Source organism: Moorena bouillonii PNG, assembly GCF_001942495.1.
In the GTDB taxonomy this organism is placed as follows: domain Bacteria; phylum Cyanobacteriota; class Cyanobacteriia; order Cyanobacteriales; family Coleofasciculaceae; genus Moorena; species Moorena bouillonii.
The window spans coordinates 1,416,318-1,440,770 of record NZ_MKZS01000001.1; the positions used below are offsets into that span (position 1 = coordinate 1,416,318).

Annotated in this window: 21 protein-coding genes and 1 tRNA gene; 11 read left to right on the forward strand and 11 right to left on the reverse strand. The window is 44.6% G+C overall.

Annotated elements, in window-relative coordinates; all coding sequences use genetic code 11:
- Window position 1: 1 nt before the first annotated feature.
- Window positions 2–1,036, reverse strand: coding sequence for a DNA cytosine methyltransferase (locus tag BJP37_RS05830; protein WP_075897211.1), 1,035 nt, complete (start codon window positions 1,034–1,036; stop codon window positions 2–4).
- Window positions 1,037–1,308: 272 nt separating this feature from the next.
- Here BJP37_RS05830 and BJP37_RS05835 point away from each other — a divergent pair, with 272 nt between their 5' ends.
- Window positions 1,309–1,932 carry a Uma2 family endonuclease gene (locus tag BJP37_RS05835; RefSeq protein WP_075897213.1) on the forward strand — a complete coding sequence of 208 codons (624 nt, stop codon included), beginning with the start codon at window positions 1,309–1,311 and terminating at the stop codon, window positions 1,930–1,932.
- A gap of 103 nt (window positions 1,933–2,035) precedes the next feature.
- On the opposite strand, the gene BJP37_RS05840 is transcribed toward BJP37_RS05835, so the two are convergent.
- The gene (locus tag BJP37_RS05840) at window positions 2,036–4,300 is read right to left on the reverse strand and encodes a sigma 54-interacting transcriptional regulator (RefSeq protein WP_081431087.1); all 2,265 of its coding nucleotides are present in this window, start codon (window positions 4,298–4,300) and stop codon (window positions 2,036–2,038) included.
- On the opposite strand from BJP37_RS05840, the gene tnpC reads away from it, so the two are divergent.
- Window positions 4,299–5,795, forward strand: coding sequence for an IS66 family transposase (gene tnpC, locus BJP37_RS05845; RefSeq protein ID WP_075897215.1), 1,497 nt, complete (start codon window positions 4,299–4,301; stop codon window positions 5,793–5,795). The two genes, BJP37_RS05840 and tnpC, sit on opposite strands and share 2 nt — an antisense overlap.
- 116 nt (window positions 5,796–5,911) lie before the next feature.
- On the opposite strand, the gene BJP37_RS05850 is transcribed toward tnpC, so the two are convergent.
- From BJP37_RS05850 to BJP37_RS05860, 3 genes are all read right to left on the reverse strand, one after another.
- A complete protein-coding gene (locus BJP37_RS05850) occupies window positions 5,912–6,310 on the reverse strand; it encodes a cyclic nucleotide-binding domain-containing protein (protein WP_075897217.1) in 399 nt (132 codons plus the stop codon).
- Window positions 6,311–6,561: 251 nt separating this feature from the next.
- A tRNA-Arg gene (locus tag BJP37_RS05855) sits at window positions 6,562–6,634 on the reverse strand.
- 139 nt (window positions 6,635–6,773) lie between these two features.
- Window positions 6,774–7,976, reverse strand: a complete 1,203-nt coding sequence (locus tag BJP37_RS05860) for a murein hydrolase activator EnvC family protein (RefSeq protein ID WP_075905799.1) — start codon at window positions 7,974–7,976, stop codon at window positions 6,774–6,776.
- A gap of 817 nt (window positions 7,977–8,793) precedes the next feature.
- Here BJP37_RS05860 and BJP37_RS05865 point away from each other — a divergent pair.
- The gene (locus BJP37_RS05865; RefSeq protein WP_075897219.1) at window positions 8,794–9,057 is read left to right on the forward strand and encodes a hypothetical protein; all 264 of its coding nucleotides are present in this window, start codon (window positions 8,794–8,796) and stop codon (window positions 9,055–9,057) included.
- 270 nt (window positions 9,058–9,327) lie between these two features.
- On the opposite strand, the gene trmFO is transcribed toward BJP37_RS05865, so the two are convergent.
- The 3 genes from trmFO to BJP37_RS05875 all read right to left on the reverse strand — a co-directional run bounded on the left by trmFO (window position 9,328) and on the right by BJP37_RS05875 (window position 12,412).
- A complete protein-coding gene (gene trmFO, locus BJP37_RS05870) occupies window positions 9,328–10,692 on the reverse strand; it encodes an FADH(2)-oxidizing methylenetetrahydrofolate--tRNA-(uracil(54)-C(5))-methyltransferase TrmFO (protein WP_075897221.1) in 1,365 nt (454 codons plus the stop codon).
- On the reverse strand, window positions 10,685–10,822 hold the full coding sequence (locus tag BJP37_RS40790) for a hypothetical protein (protein ID WP_198953965.1): 138 nt from the start codon (window positions 10,820–10,822) through the stop codon (window positions 10,685–10,687). Before BJP37_RS40790 ends, trmFO begins: the two co-directional genes overlap by 8 nt.
- A 93-nt stretch (window positions 10,823–10,915) precedes the next feature.
- Complete coding sequence (locus BJP37_RS05875) at window positions 10,916–12,412, reverse strand: site-2 protease family protein (RefSeq protein WP_075897223.1); 1,497 nt, start codon at window positions 12,410–12,412, stop codon at window positions 10,916–10,918.
- Between the two features lie 50 nt (window positions 12,413–12,462).
- Here BJP37_RS05875 and BJP37_RS05880 point away from each other — a divergent pair, with 50 nt between their 5' ends.
- Window positions 12,463–13,191 (forward strand): MBL fold metallo-hydrolase, encoded by a 729-nt coding sequence (locus BJP37_RS05880; RefSeq protein WP_075897225.1) that lies wholly within the window; start codon window positions 12,463–12,465, stop codon window positions 13,189–13,191.
- 44 nt (window positions 13,192–13,235) lie between these two features.
- Here BJP37_RS05880 and ctpA read toward each other — a convergent pair whose 3' ends face one another.
- Window positions 13,236–14,471: a carboxyl-terminal processing protease CtpA gene (gene ctpA, locus BJP37_RS05885; protein ID WP_075897227.1), complete on the reverse strand. Its 1,236-nt coding sequence runs from the start codon at window positions 14,469–14,471 to the stop codon at window positions 13,236–13,238.
- A 220-nt stretch (window positions 14,472–14,691) separates the two neighbouring features.
- Here ctpA and petB point away from each other — a divergent pair, with 220 nt between their 5' ends.
- The 5 genes from petB to BJP37_RS05910 all read left to right on the forward strand — a co-directional run bounded on the left by petB (window position 14,692) and on the right by BJP37_RS05910 (window position 19,463).
- The gene (petB, locus tag BJP37_RS05890) at window positions 14,692–15,360 is read left to right on the forward strand and encodes a cytochrome b6 (RefSeq protein WP_070391575.1); all 669 of its coding nucleotides are present in this window, start codon (window positions 14,692–14,694) and stop codon (window positions 15,358–15,360) included.
- A gap of 99 nt (window positions 15,361–15,459) precedes the next feature.
- The gene (gene petD, locus BJP37_RS05895; protein WP_075897229.1) at window positions 15,460–15,942 is read left to right on the forward strand and encodes a cytochrome b6-f complex subunit IV; all 483 of its coding nucleotides are present in this window, start codon (window positions 15,460–15,462) and stop codon (window positions 15,940–15,942) included.
- A 191-nt stretch (window positions 15,943–16,133) separates the two neighbouring features.
- The gene (locus BJP37_RS05900; protein WP_075897231.1) at window positions 16,134–17,504 is read left to right on the forward strand and encodes an IS200/IS605 family accessory protein TnpB-related protein; all 1,371 of its coding nucleotides are present in this window, start codon (window positions 16,134–16,136) and stop codon (window positions 17,502–17,504) included.
- A 315-nt stretch (window positions 17,505–17,819) separates the two neighbouring features.
- On the forward strand, window positions 17,820–18,965 hold the full coding sequence (locus BJP37_RS05905) for a glycosyltransferase family 4 protein (RefSeq protein WP_075897233.1): 1,146 nt from the start codon (window positions 17,820–17,822) through the stop codon (window positions 18,963–18,965).
- A 117-nt stretch (window positions 18,966–19,082) separates the two neighbouring features.
- The gene (locus tag BJP37_RS05910; protein WP_075897235.1) at window positions 19,083–19,463 is read left to right on the forward strand and encodes a hypothetical protein; all 381 of its coding nucleotides are present in this window, start codon (window positions 19,083–19,085) and stop codon (window positions 19,461–19,463) included.
- A gap of 115 nt (window positions 19,464–19,578) precedes the next feature.
- Here the strand turns inward: BJP37_RS05910 and BJP37_RS05915 are convergent, their stop codons facing one another.
- Window positions 19,579–20,004 carry a hypothetical protein gene (locus BJP37_RS05915; RefSeq protein WP_081431088.1) on the reverse strand — a complete coding sequence of 142 codons (426 nt, stop codon included), beginning with the start codon at window positions 20,002–20,004 and terminating at the stop codon, window positions 19,579–19,581.
- Window positions 20,005–20,464: 460 nt separating this feature from the next.
- Here BJP37_RS05915 and BJP37_RS05920 point away from each other — a divergent pair, with 460 nt between their 5' ends.
- Both BJP37_RS05920 and BJP37_RS05930 read left to right on the forward strand, forming a co-directional pair.
- On the forward strand, window positions 20,465–22,735 hold the full coding sequence (locus BJP37_RS05920) for a pentapeptide repeat-containing protein (protein WP_075897239.1): 2,271 nt from the start codon (window positions 20,465–20,467) through the stop codon (window positions 22,733–22,735).
- A 759-nt stretch (window positions 22,736–23,494) separates the two neighbouring features.
- On the forward strand, window positions 23,495–24,013 hold the full coding sequence (locus tag BJP37_RS05930) for a hypothetical protein (protein ID WP_075897241.1): 519 nt from the start codon (window positions 23,495–23,497) through the stop codon (window positions 24,011–24,013).
- Here BJP37_RS05930 and BJP37_RS38605 read toward each other — a convergent pair.
- On the reverse strand, window positions 24,010–24,243 hold the full coding sequence (locus BJP37_RS38605; protein ID WP_158069449.1) for a hypothetical protein: 234 nt from the start codon (window positions 24,241–24,243) through the stop codon (window positions 24,010–24,012). The two genes, BJP37_RS05930 and BJP37_RS38605, sit on opposite strands and share 4 nt — an antisense overlap.
- Window positions 24,244–24,453 lie beyond the last annotated feature (210 nt).

The following is a 24,453-nucleotide window of genomic DNA, read 5'->3' on the forward strand; positions in this document are numbered from 1 at the left end:
TTTATATATTACTAACGTGCTTCAGAATACTTTGAGCTACTACCTGACCCAACTTTACAGGAACAGCATTCCCAATTAGACGCCCGACATTATTAAACACCACAGGTTTAGTGTCTGCAACAAATTTATAGTCCCGAGGAAAAGTTTGTAACAATGCAGCTTCCCTCAGAGATATGGCTCTATCTTGTTCAGGATGTCCAAACCGACCATTACCAAAACCAAAAAATTGTGTAGTAATCGTTGGACTTGGCAAATCCCATTCCATCCGACCATAGACTGCTGAATATGTCTTACCGCTATCCTTAGTATGACATTCTGCAACTAACTCATCGGGCCAGTCTCGCCAAGTTCCACCAGGCAATGAAGCACGGATACGACGGAGATTTAGTGCTGAAAGTTTACTGCACCGATGGAGTCGGTCAGTTTTTGATGATTCACCTGCCCCAAGAGGTTCAAGGTCATAGATTGTTTTGCGTACTGTTTCGTAATTCTTGTTATTGTGGGTGGGGAGAATTAGATTGATTTTACTAAACTTGGAAGCAAAAAAGACTAAGCGCTTGCGGATTTGAGGAATACCGTAGTCTTTACACTCAAGCTCATAAAAAGAGATAGAATAACCATGATGTTTTAATTCAGTAGTGAATTCCTCGAAAACTTGATATCGTCTCAATTGAGGAACGTTTTCCATGGAAACGATTTCTGGATTACACTCCCGGACGAGGCGAGCAAAGTCATGGAGAAGTTTCCACTTAGTGGTTTTGTTGGTGTATCGCCTGGAATAGTTGGAAAAGGGCTGGCATGGAGCACATCCTGCTAGTACCTTGATCTGATCCCTTCTGTAGTGTTTTGCTAAGTCAGTACCAGTGAGTTCTTCTACGCCTTGGAGTATAAACTTGGCTTTATTGTTGTATTCATAGGGAAACTGACATATAGGGTCAATATCATACCCGACAGTCACAGGAAGACCCGCCTGCTGGAAGCCATGGGTCAGCCCCCCAGCACCACAAAACAGGTCTACTGCGGAAATAGCGATCATTAAGTCTATCTAGAGGGTTTACCTAAACCAATTTGTTAACCGATTTATTAACGTAACTGATATAATCCCTAACTGCAAGTCTCAGGATAAAGCTAGCCAGCGGACAGATGGTGATGGTCTGAGGTGGTGAAGAGGTGATGAATGTCTATAGTATACTGTAAGATTGTAGCAATATTTTTGGAAATTGGCATAACAGACCCGATCAGGTCTGGGGCTATCTCTTAGGTTTTGCAATGCTAGGATAAAAGGCAAAAACAAGAAGTCGTAACCTTGTGTCTGTCTCTACTCAATCGAGGGGAAAAAACCTTGGACAGCCTTTAGCTGTACCAACTGAACCGGTCTGGCGCTTTAGGGTTGAACAATACCACCAGATGATTCGCTGGGGTATCCTGGGCGAAGATGACCCAGTTGAACTGCTGGAAGGGTGGCTCATTCCTAAAATGCCGAAAAATCCACCACATCGTGCGTCTACTAAACTGACTCGGAATGCACTGGAAGCGATTATTCCAAAGGGATGGTATGTAGATGCACAAGAACCAATTACTTTGGAAAATAGTGAGCCAGAACCGGATATCGTGATTGTTAAAGGCGATACTCGCGATTATCTTGACCGCCATCCTGGTGCCTCAGACCTAGCTTTAGTGGTTGAAATTGCTGACTCCACCCTAGAACGAGACCGAACCTTAAAGAAAGGCATCTATGCTCGTGCAGGTATTTCAGTTTATTGGATTGTCAATCTGATCGACAAGCAACTCGAAGTTTATACCCAACCCATTGATCTAGCTACAACGCCAACCTATCAGCAACGTCACGATTACAAACCCTCCGAACAAGTGTCTGTTCTAATCGATGGCTCTCCCATTGGTTCCTTGACTGTGCAAGACCTATTACCGTGACCTTTACGTGATTTTGACTCGAGTGCGTTCGCGTAGCGTAGCCCTTTGGGCTAATCGCGTAGCGTGGCCTACGGCCAATCGCATATCCGATTGCATCTTAATATCAAAATCCCACAATAATCCACCACAAACTAATTCCTAAAACTATCGTACTCACATGGTGTGGTAATAACAAACTAAACGGTTGACGCCCTATCTTCTGGGTCAATAACAGGGATAAAAGTACTCCAGCAATTAACGTAGTTCCCTGCAAGAACGCAATTACTGCTGGATGGGCGACCAACACAGGTAATCCTTCACCACTCAATCCAAACGTAGCAAACATTACCGGTAAAATCCGTCCTCCTTCTCCTAAACCAAGCCGCCAATAATGAGCCAAATTACCAGCTAACACTAAAGGTAAATATCCATAAGCTAATTTAACAAAAGAACTCGGCTTACGAATTTCTTTTACCTGATATAATCCTACCATTATTCCTTGAGCCAATAGTGGGACAATTGCTGGTAAACTCAACACTGTTACCGAGAGCAAACCATGAGTCCAAAACTGACTCAAATCCCACCCTAACCCCAGGTTTTCTTGCAATTCTGGTAAACGGTGCAAAAACACTGCTCCTAACAATAACAATAACAAAGCTACCTCATAACTGCGAGGCACATGGGTAGTCCACAATTCAATACCTGGAGGACGTAAATTCACTTCTACTGAACGATGGGGACAGGCTTTCAAACAGGTCATGCACAACACACAATCCCGGTTATCTTCCAATTGTGCTGGGTGAGAGTACAAGGGACAGCCATCCGTTTCCATTCCCTCCCCTTTTTCGGGACCACCTTTATAACATTGATAGGTGCTACATTCCGCTGAACATATCCCTTGTTGTGCTCGTAATTCCGTTATCGATAGTTTAGCGAACATGCCATTCATGCCGCCAATGGGACATAAATAGCGGCACCAGAAGCGTCGCTCGAAAATAGCGGAACATATCATCGCACCCGCTGTAATTAATAACAGTAGACAAGCGGAAAGATAAGCGGTATTTTCCAAATCCCACAATTCTTCCCACAATAAAATCAAGAAGAATAAGCCAAACAAAAACCAACCTCCCCACTTTTGAGCCTGTTCTCGGGGCCAACGTTTTAACTTACGGGGAAATAGCCACAGGGATAATTTCTGAGTAACTTCCCCATAAATCATGAATGGACAAACTGCACACCATAACCTACCCACAAAGGGAAAACTAATTAATACTAAGGGCCACCACCACGCCCAGAATAAATTAAGCGCAAAGTTTTCTTGACGATTCTGGGGTCCGATAAATAAAATAGCAACAATAATCGCAAAAGCGGTTAAGGTAAAGCCATAATTAATCCGGTCTGGCCACCAAGGGCTGCGGAGAAAGCGACGTAACCCTGGATAATAATTTAAGAGATTGAGACGGAATTTCTTTTTCTTACTTTGGGAGGGCCAGATAATTTCTTCGGTTACTTCTGAACATCCTTCTAGCTGCACAATGGCTCGTTCAACTAAATTGTATAATTCCCTGAGATTATTGGGAAAATCATACGCCTGTAATCGCCGTAATGCTTCGGGAGTGATCCGGTTTTTATTAATACATTTAGCACGAGATATGATACTAATATAGTAGTTGACTATGTCACCAATGTCGGCTTTTCGTACCCGTAGTGGTGGTACTTTAATCAATTTTTCTGCCACCGAATCAATCTCTGGCAGTTTTCTCTCGGCAATCATGATAATCCGAGCCTGACTGGTAGAGACGTTGGCTGGTGCAACATTTGTATGTTCTGAGGTAGCGCGGTCTTGGGGGTCTCCCCCATGAGCGACTACCGGTTGGGAACGGTTGACTGGAGTATAGGTATTGGTTCTAAGTAAATTAGCAATTTCTGGAATAAGTTCTGGGCTAAGTTCTTGAATATTATTTAATAGTAGAGTTCCTTGACCTAAGGCTTCAATTAACCCAGGTTTTCCCCCTGCACGACCAAATAATTCTGCGACCCTGGCTTGTAATTTAGAGCAATCGACTTTAATCATGGCTTCTCGCCGATAGGGAGAACTAAAATGAATCAAGGCTGCTATGTTATCTTTTTCCAGTCCAGGTTCTCCGAAGATTATCACCGATTCGCGGTTTTCCGCTGCTTGTTTAACTTGCGATCGCAGTCGCACCCCATAGCGACTTTTCCCAATAATCCCCCGTTTGGCTTTACTAACCAGATATGGTCGTAAGATAGTTTGACGCTCTTGTTCATAGGCTAGCTGAGCGGATAACTCTTCTACTTCGTAAGCGTTCAGGGGGTAGAAGAGCCCTCGCCAAAAATGGTAGCGAGAATATGCTAAGGTAAGGAACATGGAACAGCAGCGCCCAAACTATATAGAGCAAGTCCCCTGGTCAGATTGGGAAGAAACTCCAGCCAGTGTCAAAAAACTGGTAGAGGGAATGGCGCAGCAAATTGAAAATTTAAAAAAACAACTCACAGATATATCGGCAGTTCAGCAACAGCTATTAGAAAAAACCCGACGGACATCAAAGAACTCATCATCGCCTCCTTCCTTTGACCCACCAGGGCTGGAAAAAAAACCACAGAAAAACAAAAGTAAGAGAAAACGAGGAGGTCAACCAGGTCATGATGGGCATAGTCGAGACTTGTATCCAATCGAGCGGTGTAACCAGATCATTGACCATCATCCAAGCAAATGCTCCTGTTGTGGGAAAAGACTAAGTGGAGAAGATCAAAACCCCTATCGCCACCAAATAGTAGAGATTCCACCGATTGAACCGATCGTGATCGAGCATCGTTTACACTCGTTGAAGTGTGGGCAATGTCAGAGATCAACCAGGGCTAAATTGCCAGAGGAGGTCAACAGGAGTGGATACGGAGTACGAGTAGTAGCAATGGTGGCACTACTGAGTGGAGTTTACCGCAATAGTCAACGCCAGGTGCAAAGTGCTCTAGCTGACTTGTTTGAGATTTCCATGTCATTAGGAACGGTAAACAAACTCCGGCAAGAAGCAAGCGATGCAGTGGCAAGCAGTGTTGAGGATGCCAAACTTTATGTCCAACACTCAAAGGTGGTAGGAGCAGACGAAACGAGCTTTAATCAAGGAAATCTAGATGGGAAAAACCCCAAACAACGAAAAGCGTGGTTGTGGGTGGCAGTCACGCCACTAGTGACATTTTTTGAGATTGCCCTAACTCGTTGTACCTCTGCTTCTCAAAACCTACTGGGTCAAAATTTTGGTGGTATTTTAAACTCAGACCGTCATGGTGCGTATAACTGGGTAGACTTGGAACGTCGGCAATTGTGTTGGGCACATCTGCGACGGGAATTCATTAAAATCTCGGAACGTCCTGGGGTATCTAAAGAATTAGGGACTGCATTGGTTAAACAACAGGAGAAGCTGTTTGAATTGTGGCATCGAGTACTATATGGTACTTTGAAACGTTGTCAGTTTCAATTGCTAGTCGAGGAGATACGTGAAGGGGTCAAGTTGACTTTAAAACAAGCAGATTCTTACTCGATTGGGTCACAGGAGAAAACACCCCTTGCTAAAACTGTCCGCACTTGTCGCCAACTACTCAAAGTTGAACCAGCTTTATGGTTGTTTGTGAGTGTTGAGGGTGTGGAACCAACAAATAATGCAGCAGAAAGAGCCATCCGTCCAGCAGTAATCTGGCGGCGTACCAGTTTTGGTTCTCAGACTCAAGCAGGGAGTGCTTTTGTTGCTCGTATGTTAACTGTTGTGACAACATTGAAGTCCCAGCAGCGTAATGTCTTGGAGTTTTTGACAAATGCAATCAACGCTGCACGCGCAGGTAAACCTGCCCCTTCGTTACTGCCATAGGTAGCTATTTCTGATCACGAGCATGAGCAAGAGCTAGTGATCGCAGCTCAATAATTTTATTTCATTATTACTCCTGCCGGGTGTGTTTTTTTGATGATTACAACCCCCCTGAACGGTTACTCTACTTCTTCAGCCAGTTGTTGGGAGAAAGCTTGGGTAATTTCTGGATAGTGTTCCACGAGTGCCCGAAATTCGGAAGCACTGACAAACCAAAACTGACATTCGTTGAGGGTAATTAAGGTTTGCTCAACAGGTTTGTTCAATAATAGAGCTTGTAGATTAATCACTGCCCCAGGGAGTAAACCCACAGCTTGCCAATCCTCAGTATTGCTTTCGATCCGACCTGAGCGGAGAATATATAATCCTGCGGGAGGGGTGTTGGCTAGCACTAAGGTTTGGTTTGCGGGCAAAATCCGCTCTTCCAGCTTAGGTGCTAGATTCTGTAACACCTCCTGAGTCAAAATACTCAGAGCAGTTCGTTGTTTTAGCCACGTCACTAAGTCTGGAATGGTCATGATTGGCTCTGGGATAAACAATGATGGGAAGTTCAGTTAATCAAAATATTATTATGGTTAGGAAAATTTTGTTAATTGTTTATTTTTAATTGTTTATTGTTAACTGAATAATAATTGGGAAGAAGCCCTTTCAAGCTCCCAAATGATAAGTAAATCTACAACTTTCACTATAATCTAGCTCTGGTCGTGCCTAACGCCAGAGCTAGCCCTTTGAAGAATACAATTTAGACTGCTATATCAACTTATCCAAACGAGCACGGAGGGATTTGAACCCCCGACACCCAGAACCGGAATCTGGTGCTCTATCCACTGAGCTACGCGCCCTTATGCTTGAGTGACTATATTTTAGTTACTCTATCTTATTAGCTTTGATAATAGCACACTATCGCCAATTTTAACTATACACGACTTGAGCACCGAGAAGTGTAAACTGTTTGAAATCTGCCTTAGCAAGTGCCATCGGCTAGAGATAACTTGCCGGATCGACAGGTTCACCGTTCTTACGAACCTCAAAATGGAGGTGGGGACCGGTAGAGAAACCCGTAGACCCAACAGTTGCGATCGCATTTCCTCGTTTGACCGATTCTCCCTTACTCACCAATAGTCTACTGGCATGACCATAGAGGGTAGCAATACTGTCGCCATGGTCAATAATTACTGTATTGCCATAGCCACCATACCAACCCGCAAAAATTACTATACCGCTATCTGCTGCTCGAATAGTACTGCCATAACTAGCCCCAAAGTCAATTCCAGAATGGAACCGAGATGTACCTAGAATGGGGTGACGTCGCCAACCAAAACTACTGGTAATGGAGCCATTACTGGGATAAAGCAGCTGACCAGTATTAAAAACAAAAGTTTTGCGAAGCCTTGCCTTCCTAGCTGCCGCAATCTTGTTTTGACGGGCAATCTCTCGTTGAATCAAGATGACAATATTTTTAGAATCTTCTGCTAACTGGGCTTGGGATGCTTCTAAAGCTTGTCGGTTAGAGTTAAGTCGGTCAATCAGTTGTTGCTGTTTCCTCAGCTGGGCTTCAAACTGCTTCTTTTTGGCTAGGAGTTGTTGTTTAAGTAGGGAAACTCGGTTTTTCTGAGCCTCTATCTCGGTTTTGCGTTGGTTAATGCTGTCGGCTTCAGCTTTTAAACTAGTTAAGATTTTCTGGTCTGTTTGATAGACTAACTTCAATCGGCGGCGTCGAGCCAGAAATTCGTTGATATCTTGACTCTTGAGGAGGAGATTCGACCCAACTTCAGCATTGGGCTGGCGCTGTAAAAAACGCAGTCGAGCAATGATTGCAGCACGCTTTTCGTAATAGCTTCTCTCGGCAATTGCTAAATCCTCCTGCAACTGGTCTAGACGCTGGTTAGCCAGTTGGATTTGGCCATTATAATCCTGGTTAGCCGTATCAGTGGACTTGAGATTAAGCTCAATCACACCCAGCTTCTTCTGGGCAGATTGCTCCACATTAGATATGCGATCGCTTTCCTTAATAATAGTAGACCGTTGCTGCTCAATATGTTGCTGTATCTGTTGCAGGGTATCTACTGCTCCTGGGTTTACTACTTCTGGGTTTACTACTCCTGGGTTGGGTGAGGGAGAAGTACTCCCTGGAATTGTGACGATTAGCAGCCAAAGAACACAGCCTAGACAAACTCTCCCTATCCCGTGTAAGCCATACCAATCCCTAACCTTACCAGACGGGTTGACGTTTTTGGTATAGGTTGCCCTTTGCCGGATTTCCTTAACCACAGACTATCTCAGTATTGTGAACAATCATCGAAAAAATTCCCGAATACAGCTGTCAACGGTTGTAGATCAGTTCTATATAAATTGATGCTGACGAAAGTTAAACACTCCTTGGATATTATCTACTACTACTGGCCGATAGTGAATAGTGAGGGGAAAGCATTAGTGTTGTCATTATGGGGACTTGTCTGTACTATTTAGGTATCTAAGGTATTTGAGCTGGGAAATCATACACCAAAGTAAACACCACACACCCTAGCAACAACCTAAGCACAAACCTCAGTCCTCTAGTCTATTTAAGTAAGGGCAATCAAGTATACAGCGGGTTAAAATTCCGTGAAGTACAGTATATATCTCGTTTTTTAGCAGATTACAACAGGCAACATAAGACTTGATCGTTCTGTTTTCGGTTCCCCTTTACCCGTTCCCTAACTATTCACTTTGGGGGAATTTAGCCCTTTGTTCACTAAAACTGTTACTTTAGCCTAATTTTCGGTAACTCTGTAAATGTAGCTGATCTCAAATCCGGTCAACTAATTATTATATCCCTGATCGGGTAATTGGTAACTCGTAATTGGAAATGAGTAGTTGATGATTCCCCATTCCCCATTACCAAACATCGAGGGAATAGTTAACAAACCAGTAATTAACCGGATTTGATCTCATCAGAGTTTTCAGTCAATCAGACCGAATGAAAACTTGTAATTAACCAATATTAGGATAAAATTTAGTTATGACGGTACTAGCAGGATTTTACGTTTCTGGCGCTCTCTACTTTTTTGCGATCTGGTTTCAAGCTTTCCAGAAAGACACTAATTTATCTCCTGAGCAAATCCGCATATCTTGGATAGTGTTGACGATAGCAACCGTTTTTTGGCCAATTGTTGCCCCGATTGCTAATCTGGAGAAGAGTTCTATAAAAAAAGCTTCTTTAGTTCAGGAAGAAGATGTGGATGCTAAGGAAACAGCGATTGCAGCTAAGCTATCCCGCACTTAATTGGGACATATCAATTGAATGATAGCGATTGCAGCTGAGCTATCCCGCACTTAATTGGTAAACCTAAATTGAATAATGCTGATATTATATTCGGGAACATCAGTATTGTAAAAATTGGGTAATGGTAAATTGGTAACTTTGATTACTCCCAAGCCATTACCCATTTTACTATCTTCCACCTTCACTTAAAAGCTCTGAAATTTAGCAATATCAAGTCAGGAGCTTCGAGTCAGAATAAGTCAAAGTTATGTTGTTGGAATATAAGAGTTCTTAAGCTGCAGATACGCGCAGCCTAATCAACCAACCATCAAGATCTGCCAAAGCGCGATCGCGATATGCTCCATATCGTTCTCGCTTATTCTTTATCCGCACTGGCAATTCGGGCAAAATCCCAAAATTTGGTGGCATAGGCTGAAAATGCTTAGGTGATGCGGAACTGATAAAGTCAAATAACGCTCCCATCATCGTAGTGGGTGGCATCGTTACCAGTTCCAATCCCAATACCAGTCGCGCCGCATTTGTACCAGCCAGCCACCCTCCCGCAGCTGCTGCTGTATAACTTTCTGTTCCTACCAATTGACCAGCTGCCAACAAAGTAGAGCGTTTTTTGAACTGTAGGGTTGGTTGCAATAACTCAGGAGCATTCAGAAAGGTGTTCCGATGCATCACCCCCATGCGCACAAACTCTGCTTCTTCCAAACCTGGAATCAGTCGAAATACCCGTTTCTGCTCACCCCAGCGCAAATTAGTTTGGAATCCCACCATATTCCACAGCTGACCTGTTTTATCTTCCTGTCGCAGCTGTACCACAGCATAAGGACGGTGGTGCTGATTTTCTGGGGCGCGGAAGTCTCCCTTACGGGCATCAAACAGTCCCACTGGCTTCAGAGGACCGTAGCGCATAGTATCTTCCCCCCGACGAGCCATCTCCTCAATCGGTAAGCACCCTTCAAAAAATTTAGCAGTTTCTTGCTCAAAGTCTTTCAATTCGGCCTTTTGGGCTGCACACAGTTCTTCCCAGAAGTGACGATATTGCTCCCGATTCATGGGACAATTAAGATAAGCCGCTTCTCCTTTGTCATACCGGGATGCCATAAAGGCAATATCACGATTGATGGATTCCCCCACTATAATCGGTGATGCGGCATCAAAAAAACTAAAGTATTCTAAACCAGTGAACTGTTGCAGGTCTTGGGCTAAAGCAGGACTAGTCAACGGACCGGTTGTCAGTACTACCACCCCTGTGGTAGTAATTTGCGGAACTTCCTCCCGCTGCAACTCGATCAGGGGATGACTAGCTAAGGTTTCAGTCAATTCCCGACTAAATACTGCTCGGTCTACAGCTAAGGCACCCCCAGCTGGAACAGCATGTTGATCAGCTTTGCCAATAATAATTGAATCAAGGCGTCTCAATTCTTCGTGCAACAAACCCGCAGCGCGATCGCTTGACTTAGCACCAAAAGAATTGCTACATACTAATTCTGCCAATTCGACCGTATGATGAGCCGGGGATAGTCGCACTGGTCGCATTTCGTGCAACACCACTGGTACTCCTGCCTGAGCAATTTGCCAAGCGGCTTCTGTACCCGCTAGTCCACCACCGATAACATTTACTTGTTGTTTGTCATTAGTCATTATATAGCAAAGGGAACAGGGAATAGGGAACAGGGAGTAGGGAGTAGGGAGTAGGGAGTAGGGAGTAGGGAGTAGGGAGTAGGGAAAAAAATCCTGTGTACCTGATTTCTATGACAACCACTTTATTCAATTGTTAATTATTAATTGTTAACTGTTAATATCCAACAATTCACAATTAACAATTTTATAGTCTCAATTTTTACTTCTCAATGTTAAATTTTGACTAAATAGTTAACAACTTAGTGATTGTTCCTGGTACTGGCAAAATAATACTGACTAAAATCAACAATGCTATAATTCCGCAGAAATCTCGCCAGTTGTCAAGTTCTGAAACATCATTAAGGGCTGGTTCATCTGCCACTGGCATGAATAAAATAATAATTGCCCACAGGAGTAATTCTGGCTGAATCAATACTAGGAGCATCATTAAAAGCCGGGTAATTTGACCAATGGTCATACCAGTTCTTTGACCCAACATCGCATGGACGATATGCCCACCATCAAGTTGCCCCACTGGCATTAAATTGAAAGCAGTAACAACTAAACCGACATAACCAGCGACTGCCACAGGATGAAGGTTAATGGCTGTGTTGGAGATAAACTCACTGCCCAATGCCCATTTACTTAGTAAGGTGAGCAAAAGGGAAAATCGGGGATTGAGGGATTCTAGGTTCAAGATTCCTGAAGAGTCAGACAAAGGCACTACACTGGAATGGGCTAATCCCCACATTAGGATTGGTAGGGTAACCACTAAACCGACCAGTGGACCAGCAATGCCTATATCAAATAACGCTTTACGGTTAGGAACAGGAGAGCGTATATGAATAAATGCTCCCAATGTTCCCAAGAAGAAAAAGGGTATCGGGATAAAGTACGGCAGAGTTGTACGCACCTTGTAAACCATTGCGGCAAAATAATGACCGAGTTCATGAATGCTGAGAATTGCCATTAAGGCCAGGGCATAGGGCAGTCCTTGCAGTAAAAGCGCTGGGTCAGTAAGGGGATTTTCTGACACTCCAGCTATCTGAGTGCCCATCCAGGTGGTGGTAAACAAGGTAATGAGCATCAGACCCAATGCTAAACCAGGTCGCGTTAATGATTCAGACCCCCTGTAAGGTTTGGTTGATTTTTTGGTATTGGGCACTAGAGCAAAAAAGGGTTTGCCGCTAAAGCTTTCTTGAAAGACTACGAAGAAGCGATCGCCAAACTCAGCTTCTATATTTGACCGCACGGTACGGTAGGCTTGCTCTGGGTTAGTGCGCAGTTTGCCGCGACACAACACCACTTGAGGTCGGTACTCAATATTCTGGAGATAGTAGATTCCCCAGGGAAAACAATTTCTGAGGTCTTTTTCTTCTTCTTTAGTTATAGGACGAAGGCTTGACTTTTCAGTTGCCGATGAAATTTTGGCGACCGGGTCTGAGGTAGTTGTTTTAGTAGGATTCTCTTTGGTCATGGTTGAATTGGGATCTGAGCGTCCCCATTGAATCAGCAGCCAGTACAATGGCAAGCAAATGACAAATGGACCGAGCAATAGGGCTGGTGGTATTGGTGTGTTCTCACCATTGAACAGAGTCCAACCAATCCAGACTAGTGGTGGAGTCATCATTACCAGCCACAGTAACCAGACTGGTGTCCGAGTGAGGCTAGCAACGCTTCGCTGGATAACGAAGTAAGTGATCACAGCGAGTAAAATAAATGGGAGTAGCCAGAGTTCCATGATGAAAGATCACACCGTCTACTAAAAACTACAATTAAACTACAAGCATTGTGCAACCCGATACTCCAGCAAAAGGCGATTTTAATCTTACGCCAAGCGCATCTTCTAATCAGCAACCTGCTGCATCCAAGCCACCACGCCTTGTTCTAGATCCCATTTTTGCTTTTCCACCCAATCGAGATACGTTAGGTGGTACGGCTTATATTATTGTAGGAAATTCCTTCAACCTATTGATTGATTGTCCTGCCTGGAATGAGACTAACCAACAATTTTTGCGTGAGCAAGGGGGAGTCTCATTACTGTTTATTACCCATCGCGGTGGTATTGGTAAAGCAAAGGAAATTCAGGAGAGTATGGGATGCCAAGTCCTGATTCAAGAACAAGAGGCTTACTTACTGCCGGGATTGGACGTAGTTACATTTCACCAGCAGTTGACTATAAATCCCTGCTGCTACGTGATTTGGACTCCTGGTCACTCTCCTGGTTCTTCTTGTCTTTACTACACTGGTGCCGGGGGTGTGCTATTTTCTGGGCGTCATTTGCTTCCTAGTAAACAAGGAGAACTGTTGCCCCTGCGAACCCCGAAAACATTTCATTGGCCAAGACAGATTCGGAATGTGCAATCTTTGCTTAAGCGTTTTACCCCAGAGACTCTTCAATTTATCTGTCCTGGTGCCAATACTGGTTTTTTGCGAGGCAAAGGGGTGATTGACCAAGCTACAGAGCGTTTATCAGAAGTGAGCGCGAAGTTTAAAAACCCAGAAGAGCTATATATCTGACGCCCTGACGGCCTGATGCTCTGACGCCCTAATCTACAGATAATCTAACTTGCCTTAGCAAGAAAAGTATCAGAGGTTAACAACTTGATTGCTTCCTGATACTGACTATCTGCTTCTGTTCCCACTTGGCTCATAGTAATTGCTTCTAAAGGCACCTCCAAGTCTGGCTCAATCCCTAATTTATTAATATCCCGGTGATTTGGTGTCTCATACTTGGCAACGGTAACTGCTAATCCTGACCCATCTATTAGTTCAAATAACGACTGAATTAACCCTTTGCCAAAGGTTTTTTCCCCGACTAGCTTTGCCCTACCATTGTCCTGTAAAGCCCCAGCTAGAATCTCACTAGCACTGGCGCTGCCTTGATTAACTAATACAACCAAGGGGTCTTCCGTAAGAGCGTCACCATAGGCTTCAAAGCTACCAATGGTGCCTTGGCGGTTAACGGTGTAAACAATAGTGCCTTGATCTAACCAGAGGCGAGCAATTTCAATACCTGCCTGCAATAGACCCCCTGGATTATTCCTGAGATCAAGAATATAGCCATCTGCACCCATCTCCTTGAGTTTAGCAACGGCGTGGGCAACTTCCATTGGGGCGTTGGCACTAAATTGAGACAGGCGAATATAACCGACTGGGTCTCTATTGTCCTGGGTATCGAGGACAGAATACACTGGGTTTAGGGAAATGCGATCGCGTACTATTTCCACCAATTTTGGCTGTTCTTTCTGGCTTTGAATCTTCAAGGTAACTGTTGTACCAATTGGTCCACGCATCCGCGCTGCCGCTTCATCTAGAGTCATGTCCCTAGTCAGCATGCCATCAATTTCTAGGATGTGATCCCGTGGTCGGATACCGGCTAAATCCGCTGGTGATTGAGCAATTGGGGTGATTACTTCTAACTGACCAGTTTCCACATCAATGGCAATTTGTAGCCCGACACCGGAGAGTTCACCAGAGGTGCTGATTTGCAAACTATGATATTGTTCAGGTCTGAGCAATCGTGTGAAGGGATCCCCAAGACTACCTAACATTGTTTCTATGGCAGTATAGGTAGCTTCACGATTAGGCAGCCGCTTTTTCAAGGTCTTCTGACGTAACGACCACCAATTTTGATGGTTAAAGGTATCATCAACGTAGGATTGAGAGACAATCCGCCATGCTTGGGAGAAAAGCCTTTCCTCCTGAGAGAAGGCAGCCGCTTTTGGTGTCCAGCAGGCAGACAATAGCATGATTGGCAAGATTAGTAACAGTCCAACCCACAAGGATCGTTTGTGCATGATCAAAATTATTAGAGTACTTGTTAAGTTATATTACCTGTAACCGCTATCAGGTATAATATTAGGGCTGTAACCGCCAGAGTTTACGGCAAATTAATGAAGCAAGTCATGTTAAAATTAACATCATGTAACATATAGGCTGTATTCGTTGTAACTTAGGGAGTTGAAGACTCCGACATTCAACGTCTGACGGCAAAATCCTTTCGGAAACTCTGGCCTCATGTTTTCTAAGCAAATCACTGACTCGAAAGTATACGACTGGTTTGAGGAGCGTCTGGAAATTCAGGCACTTTCCGATGACATCACTTCAAAGTACGTACCTCCCCACGTTAATATTTTTTACTGCCTGGGTGGAATTACTCTAACTTGCTTTATAATCCAGTTTGCTACTGGATTTGCCATGACCTTCTACTACAAGCCGACGGTCGCTGAGGCATTTAGCTCTGTACAGTACATTATGACTGAAGTGAGCTTTGGCTGGCTGATCCGCTCTGTTCACCGCTGGTCTGCCAGCATGATGGTGCTGATGATGATTCTGCACGTCTTCCGGGTCTATCTGACTGGTGGTTTCAAAAAGCCCCGTGAACTGACCTGGGTGACAGGGGTAGTTTTAGCAGTAATTACAGTCTCTTTCGGTGTGACTGGCTACTCCTTGCCTTGGGACCAAGTTGGTTACTGGGCGGTCAAGATTGTATCTGGCGTTCCTGAAGCTATTCCCGTAGTTGGTTCTTTAATCGTCGAACTGCTGCGCGGTGGTACTAGTGTAGGTCAGGGTACTCTGAGTCGCTACTACAGCCTACATACCTTTGTTCTACCCTGGTTTATCGCTGTCTTCATGCTGCTGCACTTCCTGATGATTCGCAAACAGGGCATTTCTGGTCCGTTGTAAATCTGTACTGACTAAAAGTCAGGAAAGTGTTAAAACTAAATGCAAACCTTCCTGCTGCCACCTGCTTACCTTTACTTATTAAGGAGAATAATTTAAGCAATGTCAGTTCTTAAAAAGCCGGATCTAGACGATCCCATTTTACGTGCCAAACTAGCCAAGGGGATGGGTCATAATTATTATGGCGAGCCAGCTTGGCCTAATGACCTCCTCTACGTTTTCCCAGTGGTAATCATGGGTTCCATTGCTCTATGCATTGGTTTAGCTGTGCTCGATCCAGCTATGATTGGTGAGCCAGCAGATCCCTTTGCCACACCGTTAGAAATCCTCCCGGAATGGTATCTATATCCTGTTTTCCAAATTTTGCGGATTCTCCCTAATAAACTTTTGGGTATTGCTGCTATGGGATCAGTTCCCTTGGGTCTGATGCTGGTTCCCTTCATCGAAGGTGTTAACAAATTCCAGAACCCATTCCGCCGTCCAGTGGCAACTACGGTATTTTTATTTGGTACCCTAGTCACCATCTGGCTTGGTGTTGGTGCTACCTTCCCCATTGATCAGTCTTTGACTTTGGGTCTGTTTTAAGATAAGCCTAACCATCAGGCTGATCCTACAACTAGAGTTTGAACAAGACGTGAGACGCATTCCCCCACCTCGTCCAGGTGGGGGTTAGTCCACGCCAACAACAATAGCTAAAAACCTAAAACATCAATCAATCTATTGTCGTCTACATTTTTAGAGGTTAAAATATTAACTAACAATAGAATCATAGACTAGTGAAAACGCCGACCAAAGTCATCAGGACTGATAAATGGAAGCTTAATCCGTCTCCCGGACAAAAAATCTTGTTTTCGGAGACGGTTAAAGTTTATCGTCAGGCTTGTAGGTACTTAGTCGGTATTATCTATACTCATTGGTCTGAGCTTGGTGGCTTGACTGCTGTACAGCTAACTCCTGCTGTCGAAAAGTTGATGCATAAAACAGCCAAGCGTCCAAATATCAAATATCCACAATTCAACAAGGCTTTTTACAAGTTCCCTAGTTACTACCGTCGAGCTGCGATAGCATTTGCCGCTGGACAGGTTAGTAGTTATGTGACTCGATACCGTGAATGGCAGTCTGGTAGTCGAAAAAGAAAAGATAGCAAGCCACCAAGATTAAATGCTGATACTGGCTGCTATCCAGCTTTGTACAAAGGTCAATGTTACAAGCTACATGGTTTTGACCAAATCGAAATCAAGGCTTTTAATGGTAAAGATTGGGTTTGGACTACAGTTCAAATAACTGGTCTAAGAGAGCGTCATAAGATAGCTACAAACAAGATGATGTCCCCTTCGTTGATTTTTAACGTACGGTACTGTCATCTGTCTGTTCCGTTTACTTGCAAACCAGAAAAACGCCAGCCATTGGCTAACATAACTGCGGTAGATTTAGGGATTAATACTACCGCTACCGTAGCAGTTGTAACCCATAGTGGCACTGTAATCCATTCGGCAAAGCCGACGCTACGCGAACGTGATTTTATTCATCTTGGAAGAGACATAGACCGCAGGGACAAACGACTAAAGTCCGTATCAGCAAGAGCATCGAAAACGATGGGAAAAGGAGGAAAACTACATAAAGGTTTTTGCTCTTTGACTTATCAAAAATGCCAAAGAATCAATAACCAAATTGGCCATATTGTTTCCAAGCGGATTGTTGAGATTGCTGAAAAGTTTAACTCGGAAGCCATTGTATTCGAGAATCTTAAAGGGTGGAAGCCCATTGGTGGACGAAAGCGGTCTAATTTAAAACAAAGATTCCACGGATGGCTCAAGGCAAAAATCCGCGACTTCACAGAAATGAAATGGGCTGAATTGGGTGGAAAAGTGATAGAAGTCGTTGCGTCTTATACCTCTAAACTTGCTTTTGATGGCTCTGGTACGGTTAAGAGAAATTCTCAAAAATACTCTTTGGCAACCTTCCCTTCAGGTAAGCGGTTTAATGCCGACTTAAACGGCGCTTACAACATCGGTGCTAGAGGTGTGTTTAAACTCACTCGCAGAAATGACGGTGAGGGTCGTTCCAGCAAAAGTTCTGGACGACCACCTAGAAGCTGGGTTTGCTTGTGTGATTTGTGGGCTGCGGCTAGCCCTAGATTAGCATAAGACACCACCACCTGGCTATCGCCACGCTACGCGAACGGTGATAACCAGGTGGTGGAAGCTTCATCTAGAGTTTGTGGGATTTCCAGTGGTAGCGTGATTAGTCCTGTAAAAAAGCTTTTCTGAAAATCCCACGTACTTTGAGCCGTGGGATTTTTGCTTGATAGGAATTTCAAAGAATTTCCTCAGTGCCAAGAACTTGTAACCCTGTCTCCCATGGCTACAAGTTCTTGGTTGTTTTTCCCTAATATCCCTAATGCTTTTAGAAATAGTTCGAGGGTAAGATAGGTGAATCGAACTCAAAACTAACTAACGAATTTGAGCGACACACAGAAAACCGCATCTAACTACGTATTCATTTTCCTAGAGATTTTTGAGTGTGAAGGGGGCATCCAATCCTACGTCAAAGATATTTTCCAGGCATATTTGTCTGTTGCTGCTAAGACTGTTACCAGTTCTAGCGCTCAAGTATTTTTGCTGCGGGATGGTATTGGTTGTGACAATCCCTTTGATGTCTACCCACTCAAATTCCATTACCTGAAAACTAAGTCTCCTGTGCTAGGGCGTGTTCGCTTAACAATAGCGCTATGGTTTGATTTATGGCAAAAACGTCCCAAGCATGTTTTCTGCGGTCATATCAAACTGGCTCCCCTGACTCAGCTGTTGTGCAATAGTCTGGGGATTCCCTATACAGTTTTGACCTATGGCAAAGAGGTTTGGCAACCCTTACCCCTAAAAGAACGTAATGCCCTAGACCGGGCAGGAGCAATTTGGACTATCAGTCGTTACAGTCGCGATCGCGCTTGTGCTGCCAATAAGCTAAATCCTGAAAAGGTAAAGATGTTGCCTTGTGCTGTTGATGGGAATACTTTTACTCCTGGTCCGAAATCACCAGCCTTAATCGAAAAGTATGGTCTGACTGGTGCTAAGGTGTTGATGACTGTGGCCCGTCTGTGGTCTGGGGATATTTATAAAGGAGTTGATGTTACCATTCAAGCACTTCCTGCGATCGCAAAAATCTTTCCAGAGGTTAAATATCTAGTGATTGGTCGTGGTGATGATCAACCGAGACTGGCACAGCTAGCCAAAGATTTGGGTGTTGCCGATCAGGTGGTTTTTGCTGGTTTTGTCCCTACACCAGAATTAGTGGAACACTACCGAGTAGCTGATGCCTACGTCATGCCCTCTCAAGAAGGCTTTGGGATTGTATACCTGGAGGCCATGGCTTGTGGTAAACCTGTCCTTTCTGGGGATTCTGATGGTTCTGCTGATCCGTTGCAAGATGGTCAGCTTGGTTGGCAAGTTCCCTATCGAGACCCCGATGCAGTCGCTGCGGCTTGTATTGAAATTCTCAAGGGAGAGGATCAACGCTGTGATGGTCAGTGGTTACGAGAACAATCCCTAGGGTTATTTAGTAAAGAGGCTCTGACAAAGCGGTTACAAGAGTTACTCGATTTTGTGTAAAGATTGAGTCGCCCCTTGCGGAGCATAAGCAGCGAGGGGTAATTTCTATTCAAGTTAAGACGAATGTGAACTAGTATATAACTACCCGATGAGATTTGTTATTCTTAAAAGAAAACTGTGAATCAGAATAACCCGAAACTGTTTCAGTTCAACCTGTCAGGTATGGGCTGTTGGCTAGCGTTCTTCTTAACTTGTTTCTTGCTAGGCACAGTTGGCTTGGGATGGGTAGTCAATGGTTTTTTGATTTTGATTGGTTTTTTAATCATCTCACCAGTGATTGCCTGGTTCGGAGTTCGCTGGTGGCTCAGACGTAATCTAGTGGTAGATCAATGTCCAGTCTGTGCCCATGAGTTCACTGGGTTTAATAATACCCAGTCTCAGTGCCCCAGTTGCGGGGAAGTTTTGAAGATAGAACAGGGTCGTTTTAAGCGCTTAACAGCTCCAGGTACAATTGATGTGGAAGCGGTTGAGGTATCGGTTGAGCAGATTGAAGATTAGAGCATTAACTAATCAACCATAGACTTCGCCGCAGTTGTCAGGCAAAAGGCTTGCACCCAAAAGCCTTACGTACAATAATTATTGACTGTTGAACTTTTCATTCTGCACGCTGGTACTAGGGAGTTTTAGTGATCGATAAGGTATAAGGATGCTGTTCACCATTGCGATCGCCGACGTAGAATGAGTAGCTGCCTTGCTCCCAATATCCCATTTTAACAATATTCCCCCCAGATAAATTATCGGCCTGTGTACATGAGGTACCATTGGGCTCCTGAATCAATAGAGTGGGCTGGCCCTGGCTTTCTAGGTTGAAGCGCAAGTAGGTAAAATCTTGGTTCAAATTAATGACATGATTGGGCTGGGTACTAACCATACCGCATTGGCTCTTGTTTGATCCTCCAGAGTTTCCAGTAACTACGATGGGATCAGGCTGGAATTCAGGCTCAAGGTTGATGGTTTCGGCGCTGGCGACACCAGCGCTACTTAAGCATACAGCTATGGTGATCGGAACAATCATCCAGTGTGGGAATAGTTTAGTCATTGTCATCCCCTAAAGTCTTCTGATCTATTACTAATACACTTGTTCTAGATTACTTGACTATCTCCATTTGAATTTGTTTCGGGTAAGCTATCAGCTATCAGCTATCAGCTATCAGCTATCAGCTATCAGTTATCAGCTATCAGTTATCAGCTAGCATTAAAATGCTGAAGGCTGAGGGCTAAGGGCTGAGGGCTGAAGGCTGACTGCTGATAGCTGACGGGTACCTCACCCAATTTAAAACTGCTATATAATAATGAGGCTTGATTTCATAGCGGATCAGTGCTCTCGCCGGTATTCAACCGGTTAAGTCTAGACATAGTTAAACATAGTCATCAGGTGTTTGCAAAAAAAAATGGTATCAAGCAAAATCTGCTATAATCTCGGGGAATTTGCTTACTGATCCTTGAAATCAGCGTTTAAAGTCATTACAAAGCAACCATAAGCAGCCTGGTAATTAAATATGGCTAGCCCCACTCTAAAAACAGGTCAACATCGAGAAGGTAGCTGGTATTTTCCGCTGCGACTGAACTTGGTTCTGCCACTGGTGACTAGGCGTTGCGTGGCAGCGCTTTTGGAAGTATCGCTGGTAACTACCAGTGCGCTGCTCCCTTACGGGATTGGTTTGTATGCAGAAAAATACTCGAAGGCAGAACCGGTTCCCCTTAACCCAGTGTTGGGGGCAACCCAGAATGCGATCGCAAAAACTCTAGCTTACCCGCGCCTACAACTAACCAAGCGAGTCACTCCCCTGACCAATTTTTTTTGGTGTGCTTCGTTAGTGATGCCAGTAGGAGTAACCCTATGGCAACTTTATCTGCTGGGAAAAACTGGTCAAACTATTCCCAAAGGTTGGTTTGGAGTGCGAGTGGTTACCGCTTCGGGAAAACCGCCTGGTTTGATCGGTGCGGTGTGGCGTGAGGCAGTGGGACGCTGGGGATTACCACTGGGAAGTGCTTATTTACTCTGGCGCTACACTGGAGCGTTTCCCGACTTGTTAATTTTGTTGGGATTGGCAGGATTGATGCTATTGGCAGAGAGTTTTAGTTCTGTATTAAATGCTCAACATCGCAGCCTCCACGACTACATAGCCGGAACTTATGTGTCGGATTCCTCTCGGTTGCTCTTGCCGTACTGGTCAAGTTTTGAATCCTCCCCCTCACCAGAGTATGAAGAGGTTGAGCTAGAGGAGGAGACTGATGGGCAATGGTCTCAAGAGTATGAAGAGGTAGAGCTAGAGGAGGAAACTGATGGGCAATGGTCTAATCACCAGAAAGCTACCTGGGGTTACCGTAGCGCAACAGTTAATCCCATTACCCTGTACTCAAAATCTCAACAGCACTCCCCCAATCTTTGGTTGTGGATGCGCCGAAATCCTGGTCTTACTCTGCTAATTGTTACCTTTGGCGGGATGGGTTCTGTACTCGGCACGTTTGTGGGTACCCAAATCTATATTCAAAGTCAGGCCAATTGGCGAGCGTTCAATCAGCAGAAAAATCAGGTCTTTCTGACCTTAGTGAAACAATTAAGCTCCACTGATAGCACTGCTCAAGAAGAACGTATGGGATCAATTCTGGCTCTAGGTAGGATAGACGACCATCGTGCTGTACCGTTTCTGGTGGATTTGCTGGGTCAGGAAAATACCCCTAGCTTGATTGATACCCTCCAACAAACCTTGGTCAGTAAAGGTGTTCAACCCCTTCCCCATCTACGAATATTGAATCAATCTTTGGCCAACGACCAGAAAACCCTAACCAGGGAAGGTAAACCAGGGGTTGGGGGAGTGCTAGCGGTGCGGCACCGAGCAACTAAGCAAGCTATCTCGAAAATTCTGACTATCTACGACGGTCAAGTGCATAATGCTAACCTGAGCTATATTAACCTCAGTAAGGTTAATCAGGGTTATGGCTATTTTAATCCAATTCTGAACAATCTGAATTTGTCGGGCATTAATTTCCGCTACGCTAATTTGTCCGGTGCTAATTTGCAGGGTAGTCGCTTCTATGGCCCTGGTGAGGATGAACATTTTGGCACTTTTGATGATTGGGTCAGTGACTTTAGCGGAGCTGATCTCAGAGAAGTTAACCTAACTGGTGCTATTCTCGACAATGTCTTGATGAATCGCACCAATTTAATCGGGGCAACCCTGAACCGAGCAAGGTTTTATAACGGCAGCCTGATCGGTGCTAATCTCAGCAGTGCCCAGCTGATTAATGCTGATTTCCGTAGAGCTATCTTAGAAAATGCTAGCCTCACAGGAGCTAATTTGGGGGAAGCAAAATTCAGTCTCTCTAGTCTTCATGGTGCTCGTTTGGGCAAAGTTAGTGCTGTGGGGAGTGATTTCTCTTCTGCTGATTTAAGTCAATCAAGCTGGCAAGGAGCGAATCTTTCTAGGGCAAATTTGAGTAATGCTAATCTCAAAAATGTTGATTTTAATTCAACCCAATTGGTAGGGGCTAATTTACGCAATGCCCAGCTGTACAATGCTAAGCTACGTCACGCTAATCTAAGTGCTGCGGATTTGCGAGGGGCTAATTTAGCTGGAGCAGATTTTCTGGGAGTTACCTTTGCTATGGCTAAACAGAACAAGGCTAATCAATTTATTACCTTGCCACCACCTAAATCGAATTTAGCCCGGATTAAGGGGGTGAATTTTACCAATGTTAAAAATTTAGATGAGCAGCAACTTCGATATATTTGTACCTATGGTGGACTTCATCCTCGATGTTTGTGACACTATTTTAGAGTAGGGAGTAGGGAATAGGGAGTAGGGAGTAGGGAGTCGGGAGTCGGGAGTAGGGAGTAGGGAGTCGGGAGTCGGGAGTAGGGAATCGGGAGTCGGGAGTCGGGAGTCGGGAGTCGGGAGTCGGGAGTCGGGAGTCGGGGTAAGCTATCAGCTATCAGCTATCAGCTATCAGTTGCGTAGGGTGCGTTAGGGACGCGATCGCCTAATTTTCCGCCTCTTCGCGAGTTGGAACAGTCCGTCCGATTGTAACGGGCAAGATGCCCGTTACACCCATCGGGTCAAATAGCTTTTAGGAGATGCACCCAACAAGGAAGAAACAAGTGGTAAGAAACAAGTGGGAAAAAATCAAGTAGGCTCAATTTTTTCTATTGTCAAAAAATTAGCGATGCTCTGAAAGAGCCGCTACGCGAACGCATAAATTCAAAAGCTACTGAGTCGATTGACTATCTTCGAGTTGACTTGAGTTGAAAACCCCCTTAACCAGAATAGATTGCTTAATGGATTGCGTTGATTTAAAGTTAACTATCAACAGTGAACAAAACATCAACCTGTATATAGCGGTTTCTATTATAATCAAATAATTTTTACTTTCTTGCCTGTTCCCTGTTCCCTATTCCCTGTTCCCTATTCCCTGTTCCCTATTCCCTGTTCCCTGTTCCCTTTGCTATATTAGTTTCACCAAAGCAATTAAGCTAATATGAGCGAGAAAGCAGCCATCATTAGAATTAGGATTGAGGAGTTGAGGAAATGGGTAATGCTATTGGTTTATTGTCCACACTAGGAACGCTGGTGCTGGGGAGTCTGGCTAGTTTAATGATTAAGTCGCAACCAGCATTTGCTCAAGCTGCCTACGGAAGTTATGTGGGAATCGGTCCTACCTTTGGTATTACAAAGGATGATGATGGAGAAGGTCAGCAAATTGGTGGATTAATTGCGTTTCGCTACAAATTCCTAGAAATCCCGATTTCCTTCCGGACACAAGCCCTGATTGGTGCTGGCACTGCTATTGTGCCAACAATTAGTTACGATTTCCCCCTTAATTGGCAAACCGATGCTTACGTGGGAGCAGGGGCTGTATTTGCTAGCGGTCACTCTCCCTCACCAGTAGGAGATAAAACGAGTTTTGCTATACAACCTGGTATTGATTTTATGATCCCTAATAGCCAAACGGTTTTGTTTGGTAATGCGATTATTGCTTTTGATGCCTATCGGGAGGGTGGCGGCGTCGCTGCTTCTGTTCAAGGTGGATTTGGTTTAAGATTTTAGTTTGAATCGTCGGGAGTCGGGAGTCGGGAGTCGGGAGTCGGGAGTCGGGAGTCGGGAGTCGGGAGTCGGGAGTCGGGAGTCGGGAGTCGGGAGTCGGGAGTCGGGAGTCGGGAGTCGGGAGTCGGGAGTCGGGAGTCGGGATTCGGGAGTCGGGAGTCGGGAGTCGGGAGTCGGGAGTCGGGAGTCGGGAGTCGTGACTTAACTCTATGCCAGGCTTTTGCTTTGCTCAAGGCTAGTTTCGATTGCGAAAATGCGTTCGCGTAGCGGCTCTTTCAGAGCATCGCTCTTTTGGTTTTGCTCAGAAGTCTTGAATCGAGTAATAAATGATTACCAACATGGCTGATCAACAAAAATAGTCTTAAAATACCAACTTCATCGAAAACTACGTCTCCCCTCTCCCCTATCTCCCCACACTCCCCTATCTCCCCACACTCCCCTAT

Bases quoted from the DNA above. Each gene is read 5' to 3' on its own strand.
- BJP37_RS05830 (WP_075897211.1), bottom strand. From the start codon at position 1,036: ATGATCGCTATTTCCGCAGTAGACCTGTTTTGTGGTGCTGGGGGGCTG.
- tnpC (WP_075897215.1), top strand. From the start codon at position 4,299: ATGGAACAGCAGCGCCCAAACTATATAGAGCAAGTCCCCTGGTCAGAT.
- BJP37_RS05840 (WP_081431087.1), bottom strand. From the start codon at position 4,300: ATGTTCCTTACCTTAGCATATTCTCGCTACCATTTTTGGCGAGGGCTC.
- BJP37_RS05850 (WP_075897217.1), bottom strand. From the start codon at position 6,310: ATGACCATTCCAGACTTAGTGACGTGGCTAAAACAACGAACTGCTCTG.
- BJP37_RS05865 (WP_075897219.1), top strand. From the start codon at position 8,794: ATGACGGTACTAGCAGGATTTTACGTTTCTGGCGCTCTCTACTTTTTT.
- trmFO (WP_075897221.1), bottom strand. From the start codon at position 10,692: ATGACTAATGACAAACAACAAGTAAATGTTATCGGTGGTGGACTAGCG.
- BJP37_RS05875 (WP_075897223.1), bottom strand. From the start codon at position 12,412: ATGGAACTCTGGCTACTCCCATTTATTTTACTCGCTGTGATCACTTAC.
- ctpA (WP_075897227.1), bottom strand. From the start codon at position 14,471: ATGCACAAACGATCCTTGTGGGTTGGACTGTTACTAATCTTGCCAATC.
- petB (WP_070391575.1), top strand. From the start codon at position 14,692: ATGTTTTCTAAGCAAATCACTGACTCGAAAGTATACGACTGGTTTGAG.
- petD (WP_075897229.1), top strand. From the start codon at position 15,460: ATGTCAGTTCTTAAAAAGCCGGATCTAGACGATCCCATTTTACGTGCC.
- BJP37_RS05915 (WP_081431088.1), bottom strand. From the start codon at position 20,004: ATGACTAAACTATTCCCACACTGGATGATTGTTCCGATCACCATAGCT.
- BJP37_RS05920 (WP_075897239.1), top strand. From the start codon at position 20,465: ATGGCTAGCCCCACTCTAAAAACAGGTCAACATCGAGAAGGTAGCTGG.
- BJP37_RS05930 (WP_075897241.1), top strand. From the start codon at position 23,495: ATGGGTAATGCTATTGGTTTATTGTCCACACTAGGAACGCTGGTGCTG.